Origin of the sequence: Microcoleus vaginatus PCC 9802 (genome assembly GCA_022701275.1) — a bacterium.
GTDB lineage: Bacteria > Cyanobacteriota > Cyanobacteriia > Cyanobacteriales > Microcoleaceae > Microcoleus > Microcoleus vaginatus_A.
Genome location: CP031740.1, coordinates 5,591,213 through 5,616,027, shown reverse-complemented (window position 1 = coordinate 5,616,027; position 24,815 = coordinate 5,591,213). Strand labels below are relative to the sequence as shown.

Sequence of the window (24,815 nt, the reverse complement as noted above, 5' to 3'; positions counted from 1 at the left end):
CACATGGCACCCGCTACATACACTCGATTAATTCGATTTTTACAAGAAGATTTGGCAATTTCTCCCGCGTCAATTGCTGTCGCCGAACGTGTCGGTGGTGACAAACAGCGGCAGCGCTATCAAGACCCGAATTCCTTGCCGATGGTTCTGTGGCAGTACGGTTTAGTCACTCTCGACCAATTGGATAAAATCTTTGATTGGTTATCCCAAGCATATTAAAAGGATTTTAGATTTTAGATATAAATAATCAAAAATCCAAAATCCTTTCATAACTGGGATTAAGATTCAGCCAAATGCTTCGCAGCAGCGGCAACGCCGGCACCAGGAGTGTAGCCTTCATGACCCAATTCTCGCAACACCACTTCTAAAGAGGAAATTGCTGCTAGAATATCGCGATCGGACACAAAGCCCAAATGGCCGATTCGGAAGATTTTACCTTTCAAATGGTCTTGTCCGTCGGCGAGAGCAATGTCAAATCTCTTTCGCATCAAAGTCCGCACTTTTTGAGCATCTACGGATTCTGGTGGCATAACCGAAGTAATCGCAGGACTCGCGGCTTCGTCAGCGGCAAACAACGGCAAACCTAAAGCTTTTACTGCAGCGCGAGTAGTTGTCATTAAGCGTTTGTGCCTTGCGAAAACATTTTCCAACCCTTCTGTTTTCATCATCTGCAGCGATGCTTGCAGGGCAAAAAACATATTTACCGGTGGAGTAAAAGGAGTGGTATTTTTGGCAGCGTCTTTGCTATATTTACCCAAATCCAAATAATAGCGGGGCAGTTTCGCAGTTTTGTAAGCTTCCCAAGCTTTGGGACTGACGGCCACAAAACCCAAACCTGGAGGAATCATGTAAGCTTTCTGAGAACCCGAAGCAATGACATCGATTCCCCAAGCGTCCATCGGAATATTGACTGCGCCTAAGCTAGTGACAGCATCGACCATAATTAAAGCTTCACCGTGGGCTTTAACGTGGCGGTTGATGGTTTCGAGGTCGTTGAGGACGCCGGTAGAGGTTTCCGAGTGGGTGATGATGACAGCTTTGATTTGCTTCTCTGTATCTGCTTCGAGTTTTTCGCGGAAGTTTTCGGGGTCTAAAGGTTGGCCCCACTCGGCTTTGATGATTTCGACATTTAAACCGTAAGCTTCGGCCACTTCAGCCCAGCGTTCGCCAAATTTGCCGTTGGTACCGATTAAAACTCGATCGCCCGCACTCAGGAAATTAATTATCCCAGCTTCCATCGCCCCGGTACCGGAAACGGTTAAACTCAGCACGTCACTTTTAGTTTGGTGCAGCCATTTCAAATTTTCGGTACATTCTGCAAAAATCCCGTCAAATTCCTTGCTGCGGTGGCCCATCGGGTGTTTTGCCATCGCTAACAAGGCCGCTTCAGGTACCGGCGTCGGGCCGGGAATCATCAGCATTAATTTGTTGTCCATGATATTGTCCTAAGTTTTTCTGTGGGAGTTATATAGAATAAATCAAATACGATACGTCACGTCGCTACTCTAACTTTTTTAACTTTTAACTCCCTTCTGGTTAATTTCATTGAGAGACCAGCGATGTTCTACCGCTAAGTTCGATCGCTCGCAGCTTTGTTCTAATTGCTTTTGAATGGCCAGGGCTTTACGCAGTGTAATAATAAGTTGGTGAACTTGTTGCTGCTGCGGCGATTGTGGACTGACAGCAAACATCGTTTTGCGTTCTAACAATTGAAGTAGCAATTCATAATGAATGTACGAAGGAAGGGGAATTGGCTCCATGAAAGCTAATATACCTCAGCGAACCGACACCCCATGGCAATTGCATGAGGCATCACAGGTGAACATTAGATGCCCGATTTTTTATTTGTTTTCTAACCGTACAGCAACCCCTGCTTTGCCGATCGAATATTCGGGGCTGGGTGCGTTGGAAACGCTAAATTTTGCGATCGACAGGCTTACAGAATAGATTTAATTGCTTTCTGGCAAAATATTTCTATGCAATATAGCTTTGAGTGCTATTTTTTTTACAGTCAAGCGCTTGAGTCGATGCAGGCTAGAAATTCTCATTATTTACCTACTTAATCATTTTTTATCAGAATTAAGGGTGGTTTGTCAAGCGGTCTCGCCTTTCACAGGCTGGGAGGGCGATCGGCAAGCGAGGCTAAAGCAGCACCCGGATCGGGCTGTTTGACTAGAGATTCGCCTATGAGGACGGCTTGGGCGCCGGCGCTGGCCACTTTAGCTAGGTCGTCGGGAGTGTGGATTCCTGACTCGCTGACGATGAGGATGCCTTTTGCTTGGATTTCGGTTTGTCGATCGGCTAATAGTTGGCTGGTGGTTTCTAAGCTGACGGAAAAGTCTTCTAGGTTGCGGTTGTTGATGCCGATTAGGTTGACGCCTTGTAGGGTTAATACTCGATCGAGTTCTTCGAGAGTGTGAACTTCTATTAAAGCTGTCATGCCCAAAGTCTTGACAATTTTTACAAAGTATTGTAAGTCTTTGTCAGATAGAATAGCTGCGATTAACAATACAGCATCGGCGCCGTGAATCCGGGCGAGATAGATTTGGTAGGGATAGATAATAAACTCTTTGCAAAGTAAGGGTAAATCGACGGCGGCACGGATTTTAGCTAGGTTGTCGAAGCTGCCTTGAAAGAACTTTTCATCGGTAAGTACAGAGATGCAACTGGCGCCGTTTTGTTCGTAAGCTAGGGCGATCGCCACCGGGTCGAAATCTTCGCGAATTACGCCTTTGCTGGGGGAAGCTTTTTTAACTTCGGCGATGATAGCGGGTGTGGTTTTACCGTTTTTGAGGGCGGCAAGAAAGTCGCGAGTTGGCGGTGCAAAGGGGAGTTTTTTGTGAAGATCGGCTAACGGGGTGCGATCGCGCTTTTGGGCCACTTCCGCTTCTTTTTGCCAGACGATTTCTTCGAGGATGTGCTGGGGTTCGGCGTCGGGTACGGCGATTTGGTAGCTGAGGTAGAGGACGGAGACTGATGTGCTGGGGGGACGGCGGCGGATTTGAAGCATGATAGGGGGATAAAGGGCGATCGTAACAAGTTTCAACGTATTATATAATGGTTTACGATTAATCAAACAGAAACAAACCCGGATTTACACGAAAAAAATTTCCCAAAGCCTCAGCTTGTTTTTTGCTAATTTCTAGCTGACCGTTAACGATTTCAGTTACCGTCTCAACTGTGCCAATAATTTCTACTAAATCTGCTGGTTCTAAACTTCTAGCCTCCATCAAATGAAGAAGTCTTGAGTGGCGATTTGAAGCATTCAGTTGATAGTGAGTTTCTTCATAATCCTCAATTAGTTTGACTAAAAGTTCTAACAGAGTATCTTCTTCGGGAGTTAGATTTTTCCGAGAGAGCAACTTTTCAACTATTTCTAAAAAAGTCTCGTTTTCATCTTCATTTTTAATAAGTCGAGGTTGATATTGAGATAGCAGGCTGCTGTACCTGTCGGAGTCAAAAGTAAGCGTCATTTTTCCAGTTGTCTTTGTCATATTCTGCCTGAGTCTAAATGTACTTGATATAAACAATCTACTTTTGATAGTTAAGACTTACGGTTAAGCGATATTTATTTCCTTTGATGTTGAAAATTGTAAAATTTCCAACTGCTTCAGCTTGAGGATAAATAGTTGGAACTTCAATAAGTTTAGTTTAGTTGGCTTGACTAGCAATCTTGTACGAATCATCGAGGGCTTCGCAGGAATCAGCATGATTTTGGCAGTAGTCTCTTAATTTTTTGCGGCTGATAACGTGCATTGAGCGATCGTTCAGATGTTTGGCAGATACCTAATTCTATCAAATTTAAGTGCGAACGGCTAAAACCCCAATTTAACTAAAAGGGCGATCGGGCTTCTTTTTCTATGTTTGGGCGGGAATAGTTAGTTTTCACATACTCTTTTAGTATCGGTGCAAGAGTGAAAAATGTGCGATCGCCCTTCGGGATTTTTTCAATTAATGAACGCCGTCCCAAGGATTGCATCACTTTCAAAAAGTGCGAGCGAAATAATTGCATTTTCTCTCAAAAATTTCGCTAGGATGCCACTAAATAAATCTTGAATCATTGTTGCCACTATTTTTAACTTCTTGCAGAGGGTCTAAGTGTTTTCCCGTATTGACTGAGCCTGGTTATCTGTGATATTCAATACTTATTGAACCTCACCTAGTTACAAGGTATGGCAAAAGGCGATCATATCTACATTCAACACGTTGGATACACTCATCACGGTATCGACTGTGGCGATGATAGTGTTATTCATTTCGGAAGGCGTGGGGGTGAAAAAATTTGTCGTATTTCTAAAAATGATTTTGCATCAGGAAACAAAATTAATGTAAAGGAGTATGGGAAATGTTATTCAGATGATTCAGTAGTCAGACGAGCAGAGGCCAGGTTAGGCGAAAAAGGATATGACCTTTTTAGCAATAATTGTGAGCATTTTGCTTATTGGTGCAAAACAGGAAAATATAAGAGTGAACAAGTAGCACAAGCTCAAGCTGGAGTTGCTGGTTTAGTTCAAGGAAGCGCTATTGGCGCAGGAACCAAGTTTGCAACTAAAATCGCCACTGAAGCTGCTATTAAATCTGCTGACCCTATATCTAAAGTTCTCATCAATGTAGGGCTTAAACAAGCGCCTGCTGTAGCGGGTAAAGCGGCTGCTGGTATTGTAGGTGTGGGTGGCATAGCCAGTGGATTAGCTGCTGATTTCATAGTTGGCAAGATACTTGAAGATGATGAAGCTTTGACTGAACGCGAACGTGAAGCACGAAAAAATGGAAGAATAGCAGGACAAGTTGCATCAACAATTGGAGGTGTTGGCGGAGGTATTGCTGCTGCTACGGTTGGTGGTAGCGTTGCCATTGCTGCTGCTGTTGCGGCTCCCGCAGTATTAGGTATAGCAATTGGTTTAGGTGCTTATCACCTACTCCAATGCGAGTGAAAATTGATTTAGCTGCTGAAAGAGCGATCGCCCTTCTATTATTGAGGTGCGATCGCTCTTTTTTTGACTATCACTAATTCTGTTTCTCCAACAGCATAGGGAATTTTTACCGCTTTGACAACCATTCATAAGGCAAGCTATAGCCAGTAGGAGAAATTCGGAGTGGGATATTTGGTATAATGAAATAATCCCGAGCGCAGACAACCCAATGGAATCTGAGGAATGCAGTAACTGTGACCAATCACCAAATTTGGGATGAACTTGCTCAACTATTAGCACCGATCGCCCTGAATCACGTCATAGAGAAACATCTAGAGTGCTGCAATTACAAAATACGCGGTTACTGGGATAGCAATAAATTTTATGAATAAATAGCTTTCATTCATCCAATCTATGCTGAGTTAATCAGTCGATCAATGGGCACGAATATCATCAACAACCATTCCACTTCTCACTGGATTAAACTTAAATTTTTACTCAAAGCCGATTTATCTGCTGGCGAAAACAACCTGGTTAGCGATGATGGCGATGATGAAATTGGCGAACTGACTCTGATTTTAGATACCCATCTCAAAATTATTGATGAAAAGTGGTCGCTCGATATCGAATCCCCTTTTGTTGTTGCCAAAATTCAGCCACATTGCAGGATTCTGCCTAAAGTGCGTGGAGGGTAGCTATCCCGTCGGGGATCGCACTTTAACTTAAACCTTAACCGCTTCCTGCGATTGAATTTCATCGCCTGCAACGCTCTCGATGCCGCCTCAACTACGCTTGTCCACTCAGAAGATTTAATATACTCCTCATCAGAAACTCCTGTCCCCAACGCCTCAAACACTAAGTCTATAGCCTGACAAACTGCTGAGATCAAACGGGCTTCTTTTTCATCTTCAATAATTACTCCGATTGCCGCCTTTGGGTTTTCTGCCAGCACTGTATCGTCGTAAAGAAAATGAACCGCCTCATCAAAACTGTCGCACTCAATACCGGGCGGATAATCGCTCTCTAGCCAAGCTTTATGTTGATATTCTCTATCTGCCAAACTTCGGAGAGTTTCTAATAACTCCTCTCTCATTTTCGGATACTTTACCATACAACTTTCTCCTTTACTAAGGTGCGTACCAGGTTGGCCACTGCAACCATTCATCTAAAGGGATGTGAGCTTCTGTGGGACTATTTTTGATGCTACCTGGGATGGGTTGACCATTTTTACCGATAACTTGACCGTCTTTTCTAATAATAACGTGGTCTACCTGCTGACAAGGAAAACTGCTATCTGCATCCCCTTTGTCAATTCTTACACCATTTCCCTGATTTGTTGGCTCTTGCCACCGCCAACCTGGTTTCTTTTTGTTTGGCTGTGCATCGCCCCAGGATTCGGGTATTTTCTGGCTGGCTGCTTCTGGACATGTCCAATCTTGACTTGAAATCACCTCGCACCTGGTTTATGCTTAATCCTGTTCCTATACAGCAATTTTAGCACAGAGGATATATCGACCTTAAATAATTTATCACTAATATGACTATTAACGATAAACTCAAGACCATCCTAACTCAGTTACGATCGCACTTCGAGCAACTTTACGGCGATCGGCTCACGCAAATGGTGCTCTACGGTTCCCAAGCGCGAGGCGATGCACATCCCGACTCAGATATAGATGTTTTAGTAGTTCTGAAAGCGCCAGTTCAAGCAGGCGAAGAAATTGATAGAACTCTTCAGATTGTAGCAGATTTGTCGCTCGAAAATGATGAAGTGATTAGCTGCCAGTTTATGAATGAAGAAAAATTTACTAATTATCAAGGCCCTTTGCTCAGAAATATCCGTAAAGAGGGAATTTTAATATGACATCGGCTCAATTAAACTTACTCGCAAAAGCTCGTCAAAGCCTTTCAGCGGCTAAGTTAATGTTAGATGGCGAATACCCAGATTATGCAGCCTCTCGCGCCTACTACAGTATGTTTTATATTGCCGAAGCATTTTTAGAAGGGGAAGGGTTATCTTTTTCTAAACATTCCGCAGTCATTAGTGCCTTTGGCCGAGAATTTGCTCGTACCGGAAGAGTTCCTGTTAAGTTTCACCAATACCTCATCAGAGCTCAGGAATTGCGAAATGCTGGAGATTACGGCGAACTTGATGCCGTTACGAGCGATCAAGCCGCAGATTCGATCGCCCAAGCTGAAGAATTTCTCGAATTAGCCCAAAATGCGATCGGCACTCTACCACCGCCCTAAAACAGTATACCGAAATCCCCGACTTCTTCAAGAAGCCGGGGATATAAAACAAGAAAACCGCCCCTACAAATTAATGACTACCCGCTCCAGCCGCCCGTTTAAACGCCTCATCCAACACTTCCGAAAGCGTTGGGTGCGTGTGCACTCGGAATGCTAAATTGTTCACAGAATCGCGCTGGGCGATCGCATTTGCCGCTTCCTGAATCAAATCCGAAGCGTGCAAACCGAAAATGTGAACTCCCAACAACTCCCCAGTATCTTTCCGGTAAATCACCTTAGCCGTACCGTCGGTTTCCCCTTCAGCAATAGCCTTAGAATTTCCCTTAAAATAAGTCTTGACAGAAGCTACCTCAAACCCTTCTGTTTTTCCTAACTCTTTGGCCGCAGGTTCCGTCATCCCCACATAGCTAATTTCCGGGTGAGTAAACGCCGCCGCCGGGATACTCAAATAGTCAACTTCGCGGGCACGCCCGCAAATATTTTCCACCGCAGCAATTCCCTGAGCAGACGCAGAATGCGCTAACATCATCTTGCCATTAACATCGCCGATCGCCCACAAATTTTGCACCGGTTCTCCCGCCGCCAAAACCTGCATCTTATCGTTAACTGGGATATAACCGCGCATCGTTTCCACGCCAACAGTTTCTAACCCCAAATTCTTACTGACAGGAACTCGGCCAGTTGCTACCAAACAAGCATCTACTTCCAAAACTTCGACAATTTCCTTAGTCTTGAAATCAGCTAATTCAATAATCACCGGCGAACCAGGAGTAATCTTCTTAGCCAAAACACCCACTTTTGTTTCAATATCGCGAGGTGCAATTAACACTCGTTCTGCTAACTTAGCAATATCTGGATCGAAAGTCGGCATCAACTGATCTAGAGCCTCAATCATCGTGATTTCACAGCCCAGTGCGGTGTAAATATCGGAAAACTCCAAACCGATGTAACCGCTACCAATAATTGCAATCCATTTCGGTAGCGATTCCAACCTGACAGCATCGTCGCTGGTAAATACAGTTTTGCCGTCAATTTCTATCCCGGGGGGGACGAAAGGAATTGAACCGGGAGCGAGAATAATATCCTTGGCGGTAATAGTTTTCTCGCCTTTATCGGTTTCGACGGTAATTTTTTGAGCACTGGCAATTTTGCCCCAACCTTGGATGACATCGACGTTCAAACGTTTGAGGCTGTTGGTCAAGTCGCCGCGAAGTTTGCTAACAATAGTGTTAGCGTGATTGGCGATCGCCCCGCGATCGAAATCCACACTGCCCAATTGAATTCCCAAAGTCTTCAGGTGGTGGGCATTCCGCAAATCTCGCACTCGCCCGGAAGCCGCCAACAGCGCCTTAGAGGGAATGCAGCCGCGGTTGACGCAAGTCCCCCCCATGTCCCCCGCTTCGATAATTGCCACTTTCAGCCCGCAGCTAACCGCGTGTATGGCCGCCCCGTGTCCGCCCACGCCAGCGCCGATAATTGCTAAATCGTAATCAAATCCCTGAGTCACCTTAAAATCTCCTAATGCCTTTGAAATCTTAGAACTCAAGCAAAAAACACCGTATGTCCGTCCTTTCGAGCTGGCGCGTTGCGATCGCAACCCTTGAACAGCGGTAATAGTTGCCCAAGTCCTATTTCCTTATTCTCGACTAGACTAGGGTTAATTAGACAACGAAAGAGCCGTAACTGAGATTTTTTCAGGGTCAATGATTTTGAGCAGAGTCTGCACCAAGTCTCAAATCACTCAGTAGGCGGGTGTAAAGTTAAATATAGTTTGAGGGCTGACACTGCCCGCTGTGGGTTTTATATGGGGGCAGCAAGTTCAGCCGCAAGCATTCCACCGCCCGGTTAAATTGTGTGCGCCTGCTTGTTTTAGTCGGCTTTTCATGTCTGCACGCGCCGGGGGCTGGCAGAGTTTGTTGGCAACTTTTAGAGTCTATGGAGTGGCTTATGACGGATGACGACGACCAGAAAGATTTACGCCGGGCCTCGGCTCAATCATTTTTTGAGTCCCTGGATGAATTGTTCGATTCTATAGAATCGAACAGCACTCAAGCGGCACAACCTAAATCTCCACCGCCTCAGGCTAAGTCTTCGAGTCAGTCTTCGAGTTTGCCGAAGAAGACTAGACCTGCGAAAATTAATTTGTCGGATTTTGAAGATGCGATTGCCGATTTGGAACAGTTTATCCAGAGCAAACACCAGAAACGCCCTGAATCCAATCAATAGTGCGATGACACATTTTCAAGTAATGACTGTTGACTGTTGACAAGCTAAAAATTTTAGACCGAAGTTCCAGCTCCCAGATTCATCTGTGGAGTCAATTTTTAAATCTCAAATCTCAAATCTAAAATCTAAAATCGACAGACTGTTGAATGTTGAACTCGCCCAAAAACTGATACTTGCTTGAAGACAGGAGTCGCCCGGATCGCAAAATTTTAGAGTAAAGTTTAGCCTCCCAGATTCATCTGTGGAGTCGAATCTAAAATCTCAAATCTCAAATCTAAAATCGACTGGCTGTTAACGGTGCTTTAAGCTTAAGCTGTTTAGGTTGCAACCTACAATATATTCATATTTCGTTGAGGATTGCTTTCCAAGAATCAAGCCCGATAAATTAGCTCAATTTACTATTAATAGCCTTGTTTTTAGGCTTTGACTGCTGCGGTAATTGCCTCGATTTCACTTCGATCGCGCGATCGCCGATCGCACTCAAAGGCAGCTCCAATTCATCAATATCATTGCGGAACTTGACCGGAATGTCAGCACCGTTAATAATCGCTCCCAATAGCCGCGGCCCGGATTTATTCGACTCCTCATCCTCAGATTCCAGCAACTGATCTGCCGCCTCAGACAACATACTAGACAAAGTGTAACCAGGCCGCGCCACCAAAATCATACCGTCCGTGTACGGTTCCAGCGTCAGCGCGTCGTTGCACTCGCTCAAAGCCGGAGAATCCACCACCACAAAATCAAAGCGGTTGCGAACATCCTCAAACAATCTCCGCATTTCGCTTGATTCTAGTACGGCCGAGGCTTGTCGCAAAAAGCCGGGACTCGGCACAACGTATAGATTCTCTACCTCTGGAACCAAAAGGACGCACTCGCTAATATTGCCGTAATAGTGCAAAGGTTCCACCGTCGCCAAAGGATCAGCAGCAATTTTCAAAGATTCAACGTTAGAAGGCGATCGCAAATCTGCTTCAATTAGCAAAGTCCGTTTACCCGATCGAGCCGATGCAATTGCCAAATTGTAAGCACTAAAACTTTTCCCCTCCAAAGGCGCCGCCGAAGTCAGCAACACCACCTTCACGGGTTTGTTCCCGATCCGGCGCAAATTAGTACGCAACCGCTCGTAAAATTCCAAATAGGGAGAATTTGCCTCTAGGGCCAGAGGCATTTCATCGCCGTAGGAATCAAACACCGTCACTTCAGGCAAAACTGCCAGTATCGGCACCTCTTTTTCCACCAAAGCCGCCCGCACTTCTTCCCAACTGTAAAACTTGCCGTTGAGCATCCCCAACAAAAATATCAACCCCCCGCCCAGCAGCAATCCCACAAATCCGCCCACCGCCAGCATCACGGGCAAACCTCTCTTATTTGACTCAACGTCATCAGTTTGCGGCAATTGGGCGATTGTCAAACTCCCCGTTGTCTCAGCTACCGCCGCCTCAGCATCTACCAAAGCCGACTGCATCTTGTCGTAGAGAGCTTGTTTGAACGCCACTTGTTGGGCCAACCGCGCTTGTTCTAACTGCTTGTTCGGGATTGTCGCGTGTTCCCGACGCAATTCTTTTTCAGTTTTCTCGATTCCTTGAAGTTGCTGTTGCACCGTATCGCGCTGCGTTTGCAAAGCAATCAAAGTTTGAGCTAACTGCTGTCTGGCCGGATCTAAAGAAGAGTCTACCCGAATTCGATCGGCACTTCTGAGCGGAGCCGCCACCCCGTTACCGCCGAGTACCTCAGATTGCCGCTGCTGCAACTGCTGCTCAAAAGCAAGTTTTTGTTTGAGCAATTCTACAATTTTCGGGTGCTCCTCCTGCAAGTCGCTGCGGAGAATTTTGAGCTGAGATTCGATCGAAAACAATTGCACTCGCAGTTGGGCAATAATTGGATCGGCAGAGAGTGCTTGAGCGACGTAAGCTTGCTCCACATTCAATCCCAAGCGATCCTGCAAACTATTAATTTGAGCTTCAATTCCTCCCAACTGCACGCGGAGTTGCCGCTGCTGCTGTTGGATGCTGGTAATCGCTTGCGGCAAAGCACCGCTCTGAGCAGCTAAAATTGAAGTTCCTTCTCGTTTTGCGTAGGCTTCAAGTTTTGCTTCCGTCTCTCTGAGTTCCTGAGTTACTTTCGGCAAACGCTGGTTAATTTGCGTGATCGTGTCTCGCAGTCTAGAAGTATTAAATGTTGTGCTGTACTTCACCATTTCGTTCATCAGCGTCTTTACTACCGCTTCTGCTTTTTTGCGATCGGCATTTTTGTACAATACTTGAATCAAAGCGCTGGGGTCATTATTCTTACTGGGCATCTTTACTTGCACATCTTTTACCAGCTTTTTAGCCAAAGCTTTTACTTCTTCTTGCTCTTCTTTTTGGTTTAATTTTTTTGCGGGTTTGATGAGTTTTTTTGCTGCTGCTTCAACCACCGTTGTATCCAGCAGCATATCTTTAGTTATTTCTTGTCCTTCCTGTTGAATTTTAGTAGTAGTCGATGAAAAAATCACGCTCGGTCTGCGGTAAGCCAGCGTACCTGTAGCAGCGTAAACTGGCGCCGCCTTTGGCTGCACAGCCACTACTCCCGATACGCCCACAGTCACCGCGAGAGTAGCCAGTCCCACCCACTTGTATTGGTCGAAAGCAATTAAATAACGTTTGACAACGGATAAAGTCATGACGATTTTAGATTTTAGATTTTAGATTGCTAATTGTTAACGATAACTAATGATTGCTGACAAATGATACCCATTTCCCAAAAAGCTGCAACTGTAGGTAAGTTGTAAACGCATATCGCATAAGTCATTCCCCATCGAAAATCGAAAATCGAAAATGATATGACTACCTATCATTACGTGACGGGCCGAACAAATCTGTTACCCCATTTCTCAACTGCTCAAAGAACAGAATAAATCCCAAAGTATCGCGGAATGGTCGAGTAAAAGTATTGATTACATAACCAATGCGCTCGACCAAATTCCTACCAATCACAATCACATCATTATCTTCGAGCATCGGGTTCTGAGAAACATTGCCCTCCAAAGCAGCTTTAGCATCTATCGAACGGTTGACTGCTCTACCTTGCTTTTCGTCGAACCGAATCAGGGCTATTTTCCGCAAGTCAGCAAGATTAACAGGCAAGTTATTGAGAGCATCCAAAAACCTGCTGCCATTTTCTACGTAGAACGAGGTCAAACCACCACTAGCGTAACTCAAAACTCGAACGTAGATCCTGGGTTTAATCAGAGTAGACCGCGAAACCAGAGCTTTGTCGTAGTCTAGGTTTTTGGTACTAGCGTCCAATTCCGGGATGACAATCACATCTCCCGATGCCAAAGGAAAATCGAACAAATCGTTAGCGTTTGCTAGGGGAGTGTAGAGGTCGATTGGCTCCTCCACGGACGAGCCGTCCATCAGCGTCCGCCGCACTCGCACCTCCCGCAAATCGGCTTTTCCCGTGACTCCCCCCGCAATCACCAAAGCAGCCGAAATTCGACCAGAACCCGCCGGAAGCGTGTAAAAACCCGGTTTGCTGACTTCTCCGGTGACAGTGATTTGGACGGGGACAGGAGCAGCAGCGAGGCTGTACCTGGATGCTAAATCTTGATCGGATTTGCGATCGGGCGTAACCTGTTTATACGGTACGACGATCGCATCTCCATCTTCCAAACGCAAATCCGGCGGAGCAATACCAGTTTGCAACGGTGTCAAAATATCAACAACTTGCTCCGCGACAGCACCTCCCGGCAGAGTCCGCCGCACCCGCACCGCCCGCAGTTCGGCCGTAGGAGTAGTCCCAGCAGCAGCCGCCAGAGCCGCCGGAAGCTGGGGGGTTTGGAGCGGATAAAACCCTGGTCTCGCCACTTCCCCCGTCACCGTCACCACTACAGGGCGCTGAACGACCAAAGCAGCCGAGATTTGAGGATTTTTGATAAATTGGCCAAAGCGCTCGCGGAGGCGCTGCTGTGATTCTTCGACAGTAAGACCACGCACATTTACTGTTCCGATTAGCGGCAGTACAATTACCCCTTCAGGGCTGATTGGACCTGTAAAACCTAGCTCTGGGAAGCGCTGAACTTGAACAGTAATCTGGTCTCCCGGGCCCAGGCGGTAGGGCCGATTCCGAAAAGCTGGGTTAATATCCCGGTTGAAATTGGCAGGCGGCAGTGGCGGTACACGCAATGGCGGTGGCGCCACAAGTCGCTCGTCTCTTGGAACAACAGATTGAGCTAAAGCCGTTTCCGAAAAATTTTTGCTATTAAAACCTCAGAATACAGCAGCAAAAGATAGAGTCCAAGCAGTTGAATACAGGCTGGCAAAGGAAAAAGCGAGGCGATTTTTAATTGTGGATTTTTCCCGCATTTTGAGAGTATTTAAAAAAGTAATATTGTGAATAATAGCCTGACTTGTAAGTTTCATCTAAATATAGCGACGAGAAAAAACAATAAGATATTTTAGGGGCGAGTTGAATCCGGATATTTACTAGGAAGCAGTTGATTTTGGCAAAACCTGCCCACGCCCTAGGCTGATTTATTGGCACATCCCTGCTTACTCAAACCGAAAAGTTTCTGTAATTAATTTAGCCTGGACACTTTCGGCAAGAGATTTGAGCAATGGTTGAGCTATCTTAATGTCGCCCTGCGGTTGAATGGGGAGGATGATACTGACAGCAACCCAAGAGGCGCGGCGGTTCGAGAGTCTAGCAATGCTGTCTTCCCAAAACCAGCGAATGGTTGTTGGAGAACCCCCGTTAGGCCAAGCGTACCACTGCACGACAGCAAAAGTTTGTTGGGCAGTCCAGCTTCGGAACAACCGGGCCTCGACAGTAGGCGGTGGCTGGTCGGGTATTGGTGCTAATTTAACTGTAAACCTCAAAGTGCGATGAGAATCGGTTTGCCACCGGTGAAATCCATCGATATCTAGCCATTCCACTTGGGGCTGGTTTTTGGGGTAATTTTGAGGCAACAGCAATAAAATGGCAATTGTTTGATCATTTTTAATTTCTTCAACTAACCATCTGTGAGCGCCAATTTGGACGTTATTCTGAACGGCTATAACCTGCCACCCAGGAATTTTTATCCCGTTTTGGCGCAAACTTCTTAATTGCTTGAGGTTGGCAAGGATTGGCGGGTTTGTCCAAGGCCACCTTCCCGTCGCGTAGCCGGGAATTGCTACTGCCCCAACTAATACCAGCAAAAACACCAGTACCATAATTTTAGATAATTGATACCGCCGCAGTAGTTTCTGTGCTGAAATCATCTGTTTCATTCATTGCCAGACTGAGTTGGGAAATACTTGTCCATCCCGTTGAGGAGAAGTACCAATAACCCTAGTATACTAGCAGAATATAAATCTCCGCCCCATCCGGCGTGTAGCCAATTAAAAAGCGCCTCTCTGTCGGTTCCGTGAAAGTAAGTTAGCAAGGTATTGCGAAAAATGTTGGAAGTGATGCTAATAATGGATGTAATCACTAAAAACAAAAGACTTTTTTTGCGAGACCTCCAAACTCCCGTCCAATCCAGCAGAATTAAGCTGACATAAAGACTGGTAAACAGCATTTTTAAGCCTGCACAGTGTGGAGCAACTTCTACAATGCGCTCGTTTACGTACAGATAAATTTCTTCGACTCTCACATTGAGACCAACCTTAATTAATATCCAGCCTGATGTTTCAGCAATGAATTGCTGTAAGGGCAAGGCGTAGGGTTCTATGAGGTAAGGAATGTGGTTCGGCGAGGCTAGAAATACGAACAAAAGCGGCATCGCCTGCAATTGCAAGCCGGGAATTCCTTTTAAAGATAAGCAAATGCTGACCAGCATTACGGGCAGGGATAAATTTACTAAATCGCTCAAGCGACTCAGATAAAAAAGCGTGGCTAGTACCAGCAAAAAGCCTCCCAAAAAATGCGGTGAGTTGGGTAAGCTGCGCCAGCACTTTCGGTTCATCCAAGCAATATAAGCTGCGTAGGGCAAACCAATTAGTCCGTGGCTGAAATATTCGTGTTCGAGGCTGATGCTTTTGTTGAGCCAGCCGTCGTACCAGTGTACTAGCAGGGGGGCGTACAGCAGCACTAGGAGCACCGTGATACCTTCCGCCAGTAGGTATCGCTTGAAAACAATGCGAATTTTGCGCTGGATTTGCATGGTGTCAGAAGTTTTAAGATTGCCGCGCTGGATTCGCAACGCTGTGCGGTTTTGAACTGTCAGTTAAAGATTTATTAATTCCCCACAAAAACGCTTTGATAACCGCACCTTAGTGCTTGAAACACCTGCCGCATAAATTTTATGAACAATTAGCAATTCAATGATAGTACGATCGCCCGAACAACTTGCTCGATCTGAGTATTGCTCAATCCGGGATACATTGGCAATGATAAAATTTGTTGGCACAGGGTTTCTGCGCGGGGGAAGTCGCCCCGAGTGCCTAAGTTTTGGTAGGCGGGTTGCAGGTGGCAAGGTAGGGGATAGTGTATGCCTGTTTGAATGCCGTCTTGGGCAAGTTTTTCCTGAAGGGTGTTGCGGTCGATCGAGCTTTCCTCAGTAATTTTGATCACATAGAGGTGATAAATGTGACCGCTGCTGCTGTGGTTGGCGATCGGTACAATGCCTTTGTGTTTCAGGGGTTCTAGTAGAGTATCGTAATGTTGGGCGGCGGCGGTGCGATCGCGATTCCATTTTTCTAAGTAAGGCAATTTAACATTGAGCACGGCCGCTTGCAAATTGTCGAGACGGCTGTTTGTACCAATTTCTGTGTGCAAATATTTGCTGGGTGCTCCGTAATTGCGGAGAGTTCGCATTTTTTGTGCGAGTTGTGCATCGTTAGTAATTAACATCCCGCCGTCGCCAAAAGAACCAAGGTTTTTGCTGGGATAAAAGCTGAATGCTGCTGCTTTACCAATGGAACCGGCGCGGTATCCTTCTCTGTGGGCTAAGTGCGCTTGGGCGGCATCTTCAAATATGATTAAATCGTGGCGCTTCGCAAAATCTAAAAGCTGCCGGGGCGATACCATTTGACCGTAGAGGTGTACGGGGATAATTGCTTTAGTTTTCGAGGTAACTGCTGTTTCGGCTGCTGTGAGGTCAATCAGGGCGGTTTCTGGGTCGCAATCTACAAGAATAGGTATAGCTTTGGCTTCGAGGACGGCGATCGCGGTGGCGATAAAAGTGTTAGCGGGTATGATAATTTCGTCGCCCGGATTAATGCCGCAAGCTTGGAGTCCCAGAGCGATCGCATCTGTTCCACAAGCCACTCCTACGCCGTATTTTACTCCAGAAGCTGCTGCAAATGCTGTTTCAAATTCTGCGAGTGCATGGCCTAAAATAAAGTCTCCTTCCTGGATTATTTTTCTAATTGCTTCTGCTATTTGCGATTCAATTGGTTGGTGTTGCAGTGAAAAGTTTACAAACGGAACTTTTGGCGGGCGGTTACTCATAAACTATCGAGACATAATTCTTTATATTAACATTTTAGTGCGGATAGCATTTAATTTTTTTTTACCGCAGAGGACGCAGAGTAAAAGAGGGGAAAGGGAGATTTTTTACGGAATAGCTGCGCTTCACGTACTTTTTTTTGAGCGTTCAACTAAAGGAAAGTTTTTCGGTAATATAGAAGCAGAGAATTTTGCAGCAATCGCAATCATGGAATACAAAAAACTCGGCGACAGCGACTTATCAGTATCTGAAATCTGTTTGGGTACGATGACTTACGGTCAGCAGAACACCGTTGAGGAAGCGGCCCAACAGCTCGATTTTGCGATCGATAGAGGCATCAACTTTATCGATACGGCAGAAATGTATCCCGTCCCTGGAAAGGCGGAAACTCAGGGAAAAACAGAGGAATATATCGGCGAATGGTTGGCGAAACAGCAGCGGGATAAAGTCATTATAGCTACTAAAGTGGCGGGCAGAAGCACTCGATTAAAGTGGATTCGGGAAGGGAAAAATCAGATCGATCGCCCAAATGTCGAAAAAGCCCTGAATGACAGCCTGAAGCGCTTGCAAACTGACTACATTGACCTGTATCAAATCCACTGGCCCGATCGCTACGTCCCGCTATTTGGCGCGCCGGATTACGACCTCGCCCAAGAACACGAAACAGTCCCGATTTTGGAACAGTTAGAGGTATTTGCTGACTTGATTAAAGCTGGGAAAATCCGCTATTTGGGTTTGAGCAACGAGACACCTTGGGGAGTTTGCGAGTTCTGCACCTTGGCGGAAAAACACGGATTGCCGAAAGTTGTTTCGATTCAGAATGCTTTCAGTTTGAGCAATCGGACATTTCACCTAAATTTAGCAGAAACTTGCCGTTTTAAGAATGTGGGATTGATGGCTTACAGTCCTTTGGGATTTGGGCTGTTAACGGGTAAATACTTGAATGGAATTCCCGAAAATTCTAGGTTGGCTTTATTCGCGGGATTCGGCCAGCGTTACGATAAAACTAATCTGAACGATGCGGTGAAAGCGTATGTTGAGATTGCGGGGAAACATGGGATAAGTCCGGCGCAGATGGCTTTGGCGTATGTGCGATCGCGCTGGTTTGTAACTAGCACAATTATCGGTGCAACAAGTCTCGAACAGTTGGAGGAAAATATCGGTAGTTTGGAGGTGAATTTGGATCGGGAGATTGTAGCGGAAATCGATGCGGTGCACGCTAAGTATCCGAATCCGACGCCATAGTTGACAACTGGTTTTAAGTTTGATATTATGTGGCAGGCTAAGCGTGGCAGCAAGCTTGCCTGCCCTCATAAAGCCAAAGAGCGGCAACAGTTTATCTTGCCAAGCATCCACTAATTTTTAGGTAGTTAGGTGTTGATAGCTCAGCTATAATATAAGAAGAATACATTCAAAGTTACTATGCCCGACTCTTTACGAAACCTAGACTTTTCTAAACTGAATCTGGATCGGCAAACACTGAAGGCGATCGAGGAGTTATTAAATTACATCGAATTGCTAGTTGACCCAGCACAAAAGTCTGAGGAGCTCACTTATTTAGATAATCTAAAAAAGGCTCTAGTCCAAATCAAAGGTCAAAAAACAAAGCTAGGCTCTAAAATGGTTGCTGCTCATGTGAGAGGATTGAAGCAAGCCTTTAATGCTCATAATGCCGCCGCTAAAAAAACACAAGGTCTTTCTTCTTACTTGTTACTCTTTTATGCTGCTGAATGCGGCATGAAGAGTGTGTGGTTAAAACGCAATAATCTGAGAACGACAAATGATATTGCCGACTCAACTATGTTATCTCCAGATGGTCATAACTTAAATAGATGGAAAAAAGAACTCAAAATTTCTGCTACCATTGGTTATGCGCCTGCTTTCAGCTTGGCTGTTGGTGGCTCTGACTTAGAAGTAGCCAAAGCTCATCAAGTATGGCGATATGGAATTGGGATGAACGTTGAGAAGGAAAAGCAGCTAGTTGAGTGGCTGGAAAAAATTTACAACTGGATTAAAGAGGAAATATAGCGATGATTCCGTCAGATATTCGTCTTTACACTTGGGTTGACGCAGAAGAAGTTTTACTGCGAATGCAACAGTGGCCAGAATGGCTGGTATGGGCAAGAGCTTACTGGGACGAGCTAACTATGGGAATTCGCCCCGGCACTCAAGTACAAGCAAAGAATTGGTTGTACGAGGTCTATGATCCTCGGTTCCGAATTAATCCAGAGCAAGAGATGGTAGAGGGTTTGATTGTTTTAGAAAGTCTCCCCAACCATGAACGTACTCTCCCAGTTTTTTTTGAGGAGACAGAAGAAGAACCATCTACTCCTAGACTAACCCCCAGTTTGTCCAGACCAGCAGTGATTTGGCACCCTAGCGAAGATATTGAATATCCAGACATTTTACCACCTGATTTACCGCCAGTAGTAGCTTTTCATTCCTTTAAAGGTGGCGTTGGACGCACAACCCATGCTCTGGCTTTAGCACAGGCTCTAACGGAAGATAAACATAAAGTTCTCCTTGTAGATGGAGACTTAGAAGCACCTGGGATTAGTTGGGTTTTTGCTCGCCGATTGCCTAATCCTAGTGTCTCCTTTGCTGACCTGATCGCCCTCGTTCACGGCGATCCTTCTCCTGACGCTGTAGATGCTGTTCAATTAGTAGCAGACCGAATTCAAAATGCTCTAATTGATGGGATTTATGTGTTACCTTCGTTCCGTTTCACAGAAAAATTTACTGCTTTAGAGATCCGACCAGAACATCTTTTTCAAGGTGCTAAAAACCCTTTTATATTAACGAATATTTTAGCTAGTCTCGGTCAAGCTTTAGGCGCTGATTTTGTGATAGTAGACCTGCGGGCTGGAGTTTCTGAACTTTCTACAGGTCTAATCTTAGATCCGCGAGTCTACCGTATCTTTGTTACCACTTTAAGCGCACAGTCTATTTCAGGAACAGTAAGACTTCTAGAGCTTCTTGGAGAAAGATCGCTTTCTAGGAGAGATACTGAACCATTGCCTGCATTGATTATTAACCAGATTCCAGACCAGGAGCGACCCAGCGATATAGTATTAGAAGCGGAAACTAAACTGCTTGAAGCTGCTAGTCCGTTTTTAGGAGAAGGTGGCGAACCTGTGAGAGTCTTGACATCATTTACTGACAGTCTACTGGTTTTGCCTCCTACTTGGGAAGAGGTAGTCACTCGTCTGTTGCGATCGGGAATTGTTGATGCTGTACGTCCTTTAGTAGAATGGTTACCAATTCAGTGCAGCAAACTTATTGAAGACCCCCTTTCTAGCTTGAAGTCCCAAAGAGAAGAACTGAGCAAGATAGCTAAACAATTAGTGTTTGCAGAAAATGCAGAAGTAAATGACTTTTTAGCTACCACTCCCTTGCGGCACTTGGCTTCTGATCACCGTCGCCGCCTCCCTATTACAGTAATAGTTGGCGCGAAAGGTTCAGGTAAAACTTACACTTTTCTCCAGATTGTTTGCAGAGAAACATGGCAAAAGTTTGCCATAGATGCTGGTGCAATAGAAGTCCAAAGTAATGCTGTTATTTGCCCCATTATAGAGTCAAGCAACCTGCAAGAATCTGCTCAAAATATAGTCCGAAACGTGCGAACAAAGGCAGCACAGGTGTTGGGTTTCGAGGCGCCAGATGCCAGTCCTATTCGTGACTATATCAGAGATAGTTATCGGCTCAATAATCTTCACGAAGGAGAGTGGCGCGATCGCTGGTTAAATGTTATAGCCTGGGGTGTTGGCTTCGACCATAAAAAAACAAAATCCCAAGCAGAAGATACTACGCTAGAAAATGCTGGCCGAAGATTAACTGAGTATCTAGCCGCTACTAAAAAGCAACTGGTTGTTGTTATTGATGGCTTAGAAGACCTTTTCCAAAACTTTGCCAGCAATCCAGCTCAACAAACTGCTATCCGATCTCTGCTTCAGGATGTCCCTGAATGGCTAGGGCAACAGCCGGGTCTTCCGTTAGGTATTATTATATTTGTGCGACGCGATATAGTGCTTGCTGCTGTACACCAAAATGCAGCTCAAATGATGGCTCGATATGAACCTTACGCTTTGAAGTGGAATCGGGAAGAAGCACTGCGGCTGGTTGCTTGGGTAACAAAACGAGTAAATATGCTTCCCCAAATTAATTATGAAAAACTTCAAAATATGAATGAAGAAGAACTGACGGAAGCTTTAGTTCCTTTATGGGGTAAAAGACTGGGAAGCGAACGCTCTAAAGAAGCTGGTTCTGCCAGATTTGCGCTCGCAGCAATCTCGGATCTCAGGGGACAAATTCAAGCACGGGATTTGGTACGGCTTCTACACTTAGCAGCCAAAGAGTCTGTCAATGATGATAGTCGCTGGCAAGATCGGATACTTATCCCTACAGCCATCAAGGGGGCATTGCCCGAATGCAGCCGGAACAAAATTGATGAAATTGAGATAGAAAACACAGCATTGAAAGATGTATTCACTAAGTTGCGTAACTTACCAAAAGAAAAGCGGAAAATACCCTTCACGAGGGATATGATTGAACTCTCAGTAGAAGAAATGAAAATCTTGGAAGATAATGGTGTAGTCATCCGTGAAAATGATGAATATTATATGCCGGAAATTTTCCGTTGGGGGTTAGACTTTTCAATGACGGCTGGTGGGCGTCCAAGAATTCTAGCTTTAGCACGCCGTGCTGGACAGAAGTCTTGAGAGACACAATTATAATAGTTTTTAAGTTTAAGGTTAATGACAGAGTAGTTTTTCTCACAAATCCTTAATCCGATCGCACTTTTTGCTGTTTTTCCTGCAAAAACTCGGCAAAATCGCAGACTTCAGCCACTAAATCTTCAGATAAATTATCCAAAACTGACTGTAAACGCTCTCGATCTCCCATCATTTCGCTGGCAGATTTTACTAATTGCAACTGATGCGGATAAACTGTTTCAACACCAATCGTTTCCATAAATGCGCCCGGTTCATCCTGAGTTGCAGGCACAAAATCCCCGCCAACTTCTGCTTTCACCCATCCGCCAAATAACTCGACTAAATAGGCTTCACCCTTTTTGAATACCTCAACAATCGCCCCGGCTGTTTCTGGGGGTGCAACTCCGCCATCTGCGAGGGCGACTGCTTCGGTTAAAGTCACGGCATCCAATAATTGAAATTTGCTCATTTATGTCTCGCATAATTCTTGTGGAGCAGGCATCTTGCCTGCTCAAGACTCTGCTTTTCATCAGAAGTCTAATGTCCCAATAGCTTATCCCGCAAATGCTTAATCCGATCGCGCAATTTACCCGCCTCCTCAAACTCCAACTTCTTAGCCGCCGCCTTCATCTGCGCTTCCAACCGCCCGATTAACTGAGGAATCTCATCCAAAGATAACTCGTTTACCTGTTCGTAAACCTCCTCCAACTGCTGAGAATTCAGCTTGCGCGACACATCCAAAAATGCCAAAATCGCATTACTCGATCGCTTTTTCGCGATCGGCTGCGGCGTAATCCCGTGCATCTTATTGTACGCTAGCTGAATCCCCCGGCGTCGATCCGTTTCGTCGATCGCCTTAACCATACTATCCGTCAAATTATCCGCGTACAAAATAGCCTGTCCCTGAACGTGCCGCGCCGCCCTTCCAATCGTTTGAATCAACGAACGTCCCGATCGCAAAAACCCCTCTTTATCCGCATCCAAAATTACCACCAGCGAAACTTCTGGCAAATCCAAACCTTCCCGCAGCAAGTTAACGCCAATCAATACATCAAACTTACCATCCTGCAAATCTTGGATAATTTCGATGCGTTGAATCGACTGAATTTCCGAGTGCAAATACCGGACTTTAATAGCCCTCTCCTGCAAATATTCCGTTAAATCTTCCGCCATCCGCTTCGTTAAAGTCGTCACCAAAACTCGCTCGTCCCGACTTACTCTCTCCTTAATTTCCCCCAACAAATCATCAATTTGTCCTTCCGTCGGGCGCACAAAAATAGTCGGATCTATTACTCCGGTAGGGCGAATTACTTGCTCTGCAACTCTGCCTTCCGATATTTCCATTTCCCAATCCCCAGGCGTAGCAGAAACAAAGATGCACTGATTTTCTTTTGCCCAGAATTCCTCTGCTTTTAAAGGGCGGTTATCTGCCGCGCTGGGCAAGCGAAAACCGTGTTCGATTAATACTTTTTTGCGCGCTTGGTCGCCGTTGTACATTCCCCGAATTTGCGGCACTGTGACGTGAGATTCATCTATCACCAACATCCAATCTTTCGGAAAATAATCAATCAAACATTCTGGCGGTTCCCCCGCATTTCTCCCTGCTAAATGCCGCGAATAATTCTCGACTCCGTTGCAGTAACCTACCTCGCGCAGCATTTCCAAATCGTAGCGAGTGCGCTGTTCCAACCGCTGAGCTTCTAATAGTTTACCCTGTTTTTCAAATTCTGCCAGTCGGTCTTCTAATTCGAGTTCTATTCCTTGACAAGCTGCCTCTAATTTATCTTCTGCGGTGACAAAGTGGCGCGCTGGATAGATATTTAAAGCCGTTGAACTTTGCAGGATTTTACCGGTTACCGGGTCAACGTAGCGAATGGCATCGATTTCATCTCCGAAGAATTCAACGCGAATAATTCTATCTTCGTAAGCGGGGCCGATTTCCAAAACATCGCCTTTGACGCGAAATTTGCCTCGACCTAAATCTATATCGTTGCGGCTGTATTGGACGTTAACTAAATCGCGCAAAACTTGCCGCTGGTTTACTTCCATTCCTACTCGCAAAGGAATAGCAGCTTTCAGGTATTCTGCGGGCATTCCCAAACCGTAGATGCAGCTAATTGAAGCAACTACAATTACGTCGCGGCGTTCAAAGAGCGATCGCGTGGCTGAGTGCCGCAACATATCGATCTCGTCGTTAATTGCTGCCGTTTTCTCAATGAAAGTATCGGTGACGGCGATGTATGCTTCAGGTTGGTAGTAGTCGTAATAACTGACAAAGTATTCGACTGCATTGTTGGGGAAAAAATTACGCAGTTCGTTGCACAGTTGAGCGGCTAGAGTTTTGTTGTGTGCTAGGACTAAGGTGGGTCTGCCGACTTTTTCAATCACCGAGGCAATGGAGAAGGTTTTGCCCGTACCTGTGGCACCGAGTAAGGTTTGAAATCGATCGCCCGCTTCGATGCCTTTGACAAGTTGCTCGATCGCTAGCGGTTGGTCGCCTGTGGGCTGGAAGGGCGCTTGCAATTGAAAAGATGCTGCCGCAGTTACCATAGGAAAATGTAGCTATTACCCATAAATCTTAACAAAAATGCAGAGATTCTGCAATTTCTCTAAGAAAATAGTTAGACTTTGTAATATTATTTTAATCATCGGCCCAAATAGAAAGCAGAAAGCTCACAAAAGCAGTTGTCCGAACCCAGCAATCAACAGCAATAAGCGAGGAAAAGAATTATGGATACGAGGAGCACAGGTACAGGCAAAGGCAAAGCACTCGCCCGCCGTGGCAAAGCAGGTTCCAAAAGCCAACCGACAGAACCCACGGATGCCAAAGCAACAGGAATTCAACTTTATCGCCCGCAACTCCTGCATGACAACCGCCCCGTCGGCCCAGACGATTTTACCATCAGCGAGACCGTCTCGATTTCGGGGAACCGCCCGATCGGCACTAGCACCCTGCACCTCAGCGAAACCTACGGCACTGTAGGCAATCGCCCGGTCGAATCCAGCGACTTTGAAGTGGTTGCTACACTCGGCAATCGCCCGATCGGCTCTAGCGCCATGCAAGTCAGCGAAATGTTCAGTATGTCCGGTGCCCGCCCTATTGGCATGAGCACTCTGCACATTGATGAAGTTTACTCCACAATGGGAGGAAACCGCCCTATTGCCTCAAACGAAATTGACGATAGCTCGACATTAATGGGCTTTTTAGATTAATTAGTCAGTTGTTAGTTGTTAGTTGTTAGTTGTCATCTGCTACCAATAACTAATAACTAATAACTAATAACCACTGCCAACAGTCAA

Annotated in this window: 24 protein-coding genes and 3 pseudogenes; 11 read left to right on the top strand and 16 right to left on the bottom strand. The window is 45.6% G+C overall.

What is annotated here, in order from left to right; all coding sequences use genetic code 11:
• The first annotated feature begins 3 nt into the window (after positions 1 to 3).
• Positions 4 to 219: a DUF2949 domain-containing protein gene (locus tag D0A34_23200; GenBank protein ID UNU21366.1), complete on the top strand. Its 216-nt coding sequence runs from the start codon at positions 4 to 6 to the stop codon at positions 217 to 219.
• A gap of 59 nt (positions 220 to 278) precedes the next feature.
• On the opposite strand, the gene D0A34_23195 is transcribed toward D0A34_23200, so the two are convergent.
• Both D0A34_23195 and D0A34_23190 read right to left on the bottom strand, forming a co-directional pair.
• The gene (locus tag D0A34_23195) at positions 279 to 1,436 is read right to left on the bottom strand and encodes an alanine--glyoxylate aminotransferase family protein (protein ID UNU21365.1); all 1,158 of its coding nucleotides are present in this window, start codon (positions 1,434 to 1,436) and stop codon (positions 279 to 281) included.
• 78 nt (positions 1,437 to 1,514) lie between these two features.
• Complete coding sequence (locus D0A34_23190) at positions 1,515 to 1,760, bottom strand: hypothetical protein (GenBank protein ID UNU21364.1); 246 nt, start codon at positions 1,758 to 1,760, stop codon at positions 1,515 to 1,517.
• On the opposite strand from D0A34_23190, the gene D0A34_23185 reads away from it, so the two are divergent.
• On the top strand, positions 1,759 to 1,947 hold the full coding sequence (locus D0A34_23185; protein UNU21363.1) for a hypothetical protein: 189 nt from the start codon (positions 1,759 to 1,761) through the stop codon (positions 1,945 to 1,947). The two genes, D0A34_23190 and D0A34_23185, sit on opposite strands and share 2 nt — an antisense overlap.
• A gap of 163 nt (positions 1,948 to 2,110) precedes the next feature.
• On the opposite strand, the gene trpC is transcribed toward D0A34_23185, so the two are convergent.
• The 4 genes and pseudogenes from trpC to D0A34_23165 form a co-directional block, all read right to left on the bottom strand.
• The gene (gene trpC / locus D0A34_23180; protein UNU21362.1) at positions 2,111 to 3,010 is read right to left on the bottom strand and encodes an indole-3-glycerol phosphate synthase TrpC; all 900 of its coding nucleotides are present in this window, start codon (positions 3,008 to 3,010) and stop codon (positions 2,111 to 2,113) included.
• Positions 3,011 to 3,068: 58 nt separating this feature from the next.
• Positions 3,069 to 3,473, bottom strand: coding sequence for a transcriptional regulator (locus D0A34_23175; protein ID UNU21361.1), 405 nt, complete (start codon positions 3,471 to 3,473; stop codon positions 3,069 to 3,071).
• A 34-nt stretch (positions 3,474 to 3,507) separates the two neighbouring features.
• Positions 3,508 to 3,756 (bottom strand): annotated as a pseudogene (locus D0A34_23170) (type II toxin-antitoxin system HigB family toxin).
• A 76-nt stretch (positions 3,757 to 3,832) separates the two neighbouring features.
• Complete coding sequence (locus D0A34_23165; protein UNU21360.1) at positions 3,833 to 4,012, bottom strand: hypothetical protein; 180 nt, start codon at positions 4,010 to 4,012, stop codon at positions 3,833 to 3,835.
• A 160-nt stretch (positions 4,013 to 4,172) separates the two neighbouring features.
• Here D0A34_23165 and D0A34_23160 point away from each other — a divergent pair, with 160 nt between their 5' ends.
• Both D0A34_23160 and D0A34_23155 read left to right on the top strand, forming a co-directional pair.
• A complete protein-coding gene (locus D0A34_23160; protein UNU21359.1) occupies positions 4,173 to 4,934 on the top strand; it encodes an NC domain protein in 762 nt (253 codons plus the stop codon).
• Positions 4,935 to 5,350: 416 nt separating this feature from the next.
• A complete protein-coding gene (locus D0A34_23155) occupies positions 5,351 to 5,608 on the top strand; it encodes a hypothetical protein (protein ID UNU21358.1) in 258 nt (85 codons plus the stop codon).
• Between the two features lie 68 nt (positions 5,609 to 5,676).
• Here D0A34_23155 and D0A34_23150 read toward each other — a convergent pair.
• Together D0A34_23150 and D0A34_23145 are read right to left on the bottom strand one after the other, a co-directional pair.
• A pseudogene (locus D0A34_23150) lies at positions 5,677 to 6,024 on the bottom strand (hypothetical protein).
• A 16-nt stretch (positions 6,025 to 6,040) separates the two neighbouring features.
• Positions 6,041 to 6,364 carry a hypothetical protein gene (locus D0A34_23145; protein ID UNU21357.1) on the bottom strand — a complete coding sequence of 108 codons (324 nt, stop codon included), beginning with the start codon at positions 6,362 to 6,364 and terminating at the stop codon, positions 6,041 to 6,043.
• Positions 6,365 to 6,441: 77 nt separating this feature from the next.
• On the opposite strand from D0A34_23145, the gene D0A34_23140 reads away from it, so the two are divergent.
• Together D0A34_23140 and D0A34_23135 are read left to right on the top strand one after the other, a co-directional pair.
• A complete protein-coding gene (locus D0A34_23140; GenBank protein UNU21356.1) occupies positions 6,442 to 6,777 on the top strand; it encodes a nucleotidyltransferase domain-containing protein in 336 nt (111 codons plus the stop codon).
• Positions 6,774 to 7,163 carry a HEPN domain-containing protein gene (locus tag D0A34_23135; protein ID UNU21355.1) on the top strand — a complete coding sequence of 130 codons (390 nt, stop codon included), beginning with the start codon at positions 6,774 to 6,776 and terminating at the stop codon, positions 7,161 to 7,163. Before D0A34_23140 ends, D0A34_23135 begins: the two co-directional genes overlap by 4 nt.
• A gap of 70 nt (positions 7,164 to 7,233) precedes the next feature.
• Here the strand turns inward: D0A34_23135 and lpdA are convergent, their stop codons facing one another.
• Positions 7,234 to 8,670: a dihydrolipoyl dehydrogenase gene (gene lpdA, locus D0A34_23130; GenBank protein ID UNU21354.1), complete on the bottom strand. Its 1,437-nt coding sequence runs from the start codon at positions 8,668 to 8,670 to the stop codon at positions 7,234 to 7,236.
• A 440-nt stretch (positions 8,671 to 9,110) separates the two neighbouring features.
• On the opposite strand from lpdA, the gene D0A34_23125 reads away from it, so the two are divergent.
• Complete coding sequence (locus tag D0A34_23125) at positions 9,111 to 9,389, top strand: hypothetical protein (GenBank protein UNU22428.1); 279 nt, start codon at positions 9,111 to 9,113, stop codon at positions 9,387 to 9,389.
• A gap of 385 nt (positions 9,390 to 9,774) precedes the next feature.
• Here the strand turns inward: D0A34_23125 and D0A34_23120 are convergent, their stop codons facing one another.
• From D0A34_23120 to D0A34_23100, 5 genes and pseudogenes are all read right to left on the bottom strand, one after another.
• Entirely contained in the window at positions 9,775 to 12,051 is a 2,277-nt protein-coding gene (locus D0A34_23120) for a lipopolysaccharide biosynthesis (protein ID UNU21353.1), read from the bottom strand.
• A 163-nt stretch (positions 12,052 to 12,214) separates the two neighbouring features.
• Positions 12,215 to 13,792: pseudogene (locus tag D0A34_23115) on the bottom strand (polysaccharide export protein).
• Positions 13,793 to 13,921: 129 nt separating this feature from the next.
• Positions 13,922 to 14,641, bottom strand: coding sequence for a cyanoexosortase B system-associated protein (locus D0A34_23110; protein ID UNU21352.1), 720 nt, complete (start codon positions 14,639 to 14,641; stop codon positions 13,922 to 13,924).
• Positions 14,638 to 15,516 (bottom strand): cyanoexosortase B, encoded by an 879-nt coding sequence (crtB, locus tag D0A34_23105; protein UNU21351.1) that lies wholly within the window; start codon positions 15,514 to 15,516, stop codon positions 14,638 to 14,640. Before crtB ends, D0A34_23110 begins: the two co-directional genes overlap by 4 nt.
• A 149-nt stretch (positions 15,517 to 15,665) precedes the next feature.
• On the bottom strand, positions 15,666 to 16,805 hold the full coding sequence (locus D0A34_23100; GenBank protein ID UNU21350.1) for a DegT/DnrJ/EryC1/StrS family aminotransferase: 1,140 nt from the start codon (positions 16,803 to 16,805) through the stop codon (positions 15,666 to 15,668).
• 205 nt (positions 16,806 to 17,010) lie between these two features.
• Here D0A34_23100 and D0A34_23095 point away from each other — a divergent pair, with 205 nt between their 5' ends.
• The 3 genes from D0A34_23095 (at position 17,011) to D0A34_23085 (ending at position 21,521) form a co-directional block, all read left to right on the top strand.
• On the top strand, positions 17,011 to 18,048 hold the full coding sequence (locus tag D0A34_23095; protein ID UNU22427.1) for an NADP(H)-dependent aldo-keto reductase: 1,038 nt from the start codon (positions 17,011 to 17,013) through the stop codon (positions 18,046 to 18,048).
• A 243-nt stretch (positions 18,049 to 18,291) separates the two neighbouring features.
• Positions 18,292 to 18,831 carry a hypothetical protein gene (locus D0A34_23090; protein ID UNU22426.1) on the top strand — a complete coding sequence of 180 codons (540 nt, stop codon included), beginning with the start codon at positions 18,292 to 18,294 and terminating at the stop codon, positions 18,829 to 18,831.
• Between the two features lie 2 nt (positions 18,832 to 18,833).
• On the top strand, positions 18,834 to 21,521 hold the full coding sequence (locus D0A34_23085) for a ParA family protein (protein ID UNU21349.1): 2,688 nt from the start codon (positions 18,834 to 18,836) through the stop codon (positions 21,519 to 21,521).
• A 64-nt stretch (positions 21,522 to 21,585) separates the two neighbouring features.
• Here D0A34_23085 and D0A34_23080 read toward each other — a convergent pair whose 3' ends face one another.
• Together D0A34_23080 and uvrB are read right to left on the bottom strand one after the other, a co-directional pair.
• Entirely contained in the window at positions 21,586 to 21,984 is a 399-nt protein-coding gene (locus D0A34_23080) for a DUF2281 domain-containing protein (GenBank protein ID UNU21348.1), read from the bottom strand.
• 68 nt (positions 21,985 to 22,052) lie between these two features.
• A complete protein-coding gene (gene uvrB, locus D0A34_23075) occupies positions 22,053 to 24,065 on the bottom strand; it encodes an excinuclease ABC subunit UvrB (protein ID UNU21347.1) in 2,013 nt (670 codons plus the stop codon).
• Between the two features lie 180 nt (positions 24,066 to 24,245).
• On the opposite strand from uvrB, the gene D0A34_23070 reads away from it, so the two are divergent.
• Positions 24,246 to 24,728, top strand: coding sequence for a hypothetical protein (locus D0A34_23070; GenBank protein UNU21346.1), 483 nt, complete (start codon positions 24,246 to 24,248; stop codon positions 24,726 to 24,728).
• Positions 24,729 to 24,815 lie beyond the last annotated feature (87 nt).